This is a genomic window from Pseudoalteromonas sp. S16_S37, from assembly GCF_014694405.1.
Taxonomy (GTDB): Bacteria; Pseudomonadota; Gammaproteobacteria; order Enterobacterales; family Alteromonadaceae; genus Pseudoalteromonas.
The window spans coordinates 1-2,319 of sequence record NZ_JAAUWV010000123.1; the positions used below are offsets into that span (position 1 = coordinate 1).

The 2,319-nt window shown below is 47.6% G+C and carries 3 protein-coding genes; all 3 read left to right on the forward strand.

The features are described 5' to 3' along the window. Positions 1-85 precede the first annotated feature (85 nt). The 3 genes from tnpA to tnpC all read left to right on the forward strand — a co-directional run bounded on the left by tnpA (position 86) and on the right by tnpC (position 2,297). Entirely contained in the window at positions 86-388 is a 303-nt protein-coding gene (gene tnpA / locus HC733_RS21990) for an IS66 family insertion sequence element accessory protein TnpA (protein WP_190367115.1), read from the forward strand. Beyond that, positions 385-729, forward strand: coding sequence for an IS66 family insertion sequence element accessory protein TnpB (gene tnpB / locus HC733_RS21995; protein WP_190367116.1), 345 nt, complete (start codon positions 385-387; stop codon positions 727-729). Before tnpA ends, tnpB begins: the two co-directional genes overlap by 4 nt. Positions 730-809: 80 nt before the next feature. Beyond that, on the forward strand, positions 810-2,297 hold the full coding sequence (tnpC, locus tag HC733_RS22000) for an IS66 family transposase (protein WP_190367117.1): 1,488 nt from the start codon (positions 810-812) through the stop codon (positions 2,295-2,297). The last annotated feature ends 22 nt before the right edge of the window (positions 2,298-2,319 follow it).

The following is a 2,319-nucleotide window of genomic DNA, read 5'->3' on the forward strand; positions in this document are numbered from 1 at the left end:
ATTGTAAGCGTCGCCTAAACCACACCTAGCAACTGGGTGTTGTCAGCTTATAAAGTAACGCTCTGATCTCAATTTGGAGCTGAACATGCCTAAACACAAGACCGCGCAGCAATGGCTGCAACTTATCGAACAACAAGAACTCAGTGGGTTGTCTATCGCTGATTTTTGCCAGCAGCACAATCTCAGTACCAAGTCCTTTTATAATCGCCGAAGTAAGCTGTGCAATAAAAAGCCAGCTCAGTCAGCTTTTGTTGTCGCGAGGCCTGTGGCATTTGAGTCCGTTTCTCTACCTGAGTTGTTGCAGCTCAAGCATGGTCAGAGCACATTGTTGTTGCCATCAACCACAGATGCCCACTGGTTAGCTGCACTGCTCAGGGCGCTGTCATGATCTGCTGGCAAAATGAATCGGTTTACTTGCATCGCCAGCCTGTTGATTTTCGTAAGTCCATCAATGGCCTCGCTGCAGTTGTTGAGCAAGAAATGGCAACGTCCGCAATGACGGGTAACGTCTTTGCCTTTTGTAATAAGAGCAAAGACAAGCTGAAGGTGTTGTATTGGGATAAAACTGGCTTTGCACTGTGGTACAAACGCCTAGAAAAAGACAAGTTTAAGTGGCCCAATAAAGAGTCAGATGAGGTGATTGTACTCACTGCTGAGCAATGGCAGTGGTTGTTGTCTGGCTTATCCGTCATTGCTCATAAGCCGCTTAATTATGGTTATAACGTATGATCATAACAGCAGATTTTAGAGCATAAAACAGTCTAAGTTATTAATTTAAATAAAGTTACTTTACTGATAAAGTAACGTACATGCAAAACGAACTTGATGTATTACGCCAGCAGCTAGCGAAGCAAGAAGAAGTCATTGCTCAGCTTCAGGCGCGTAATAATTACCTAGAAGAACAATTCAGACTGGCCCAGCAAAAACGCTTTGGGGCCAGCAGTGAGTCACACCCCGCGCAAGGTGACTTGTTCAATGAAGCGGAAACGCTCGTTGAAGAGACGTTAGAGCAAGATGTTGAAACCATTGAATATCAGCGCAAAAAGCCTACGCGCCAACCATTGCCAAAAGCGCTGCCCCGCGAACGTGTTGTGCATGAAATCGACAACAAACAGTGTGACTGCTGTGGCGGTGAGCTGCATAAAATGGGCGAGGATGTTAGCGAAAAGTTGGAGTTTATCCCGGCTCAGGTCAAAGTCATCGAACATGTCAGACCAAAATATAGTTGCCGACAGTGTGAAAAAACACAAATTCAGGTTGAGATAAAACAAGCCCCTGTACCACCAAGCCCTATTCCCAAAGGTATTGCTACGGCTAGCTTACTGAGCCAAATCATCACCAGCAAATATCAGTATGGTTTACCGCTGTATCGCCAAGAAAGCCTGTTCAAACAATATGGTATCGCGCTGGGAAGGGGAACGATGGCAGACTGGATGCTCCGCTGCGCCAGTTTATTTAAACCGCTTTACGACAGGCTGCATGAAGTGCTGCTACAGCAACTGGTACTGCATGGCGATGAAACCACGGTTAAGGTGGTGAAAGAAGACAAACAGACCAGTTACATGTGGCTGTATTGCAGCGGCACGGACTCGCCTGCGCCAGGGGCAAGCATCCCCAACATCGCCCTGTTCGACTATCAAAATAGCCGCGCGGGTCGCTGTCCTGTGGCATTTTTACAGGGCTACAACGGCTATCTGCAAGTTGATGGTTATGCAGGTTACGAACAAACACAAGCGACACTGGTTGGTTGCTGGGCACACGCAAGACGCAAGTTCAAAGAAGCTGCGGATGCGCAAGTCAAAGGTAAAACCGGCAAGGCGGACTGGGCGCTCAACCATATTCAAAAACTATATCGGGTTGAAACTGCGCACAAGACAGCAAGCGCTGAAGTGCGGCAAGCTGCACGGGCACAACAAAGCACACCGCTGCTGACACAGTTTAAAACCTGGTTAGATAAATCAGCGCAAACGGTAGTGCCAAAATCAAAGCTAGGTGAAGCCGTCCATTACACGCTAAGACAATGGCCGAAACTCATTCGTTACCTTGAAGACGGCCTGTTAAGCATGGATAACAATCGTGCAGAACGTGCGATTAAACCGTTCGTTATCGGCCGAAAAAACTGGCTGTTTAGCTTCACCACCAGTGGCGCACAGAGTAGCGCAATCCTCTACAGCGTGATCGAGACAGCCAAAGCAAACGGCCTCACTGCATTCGACTACGTGATGCATTGTTTAAATGAACTTGCTCAACCACACTGCGATATCGACAGCTTACTGCCTTGGATAGTTAAGCTCTAGGTGTGGTTCGCTGCACGCTTAC

Excerpts from the sequence above, each read along its gene's own strand:
- tnpA (WP_190367115.1), top strand. The coding sequence starts at position 86 with ATGCCTAAACACAAGACCGCGCAGCAATGGCTGCAACTTATCGAACAA.
- tnpB (WP_190367116.1), top strand. The coding sequence starts at position 385 with ATGATCTGCTGGCAAAATGAATCGGTTTACTTGCATCGCCAGCCTGTT.
- tnpC (WP_190367117.1), top strand. The coding sequence starts at position 810 with ATGCAAAACGAACTTGATGTATTACGCCAGCAGCTAGCGAAGCAAGAA.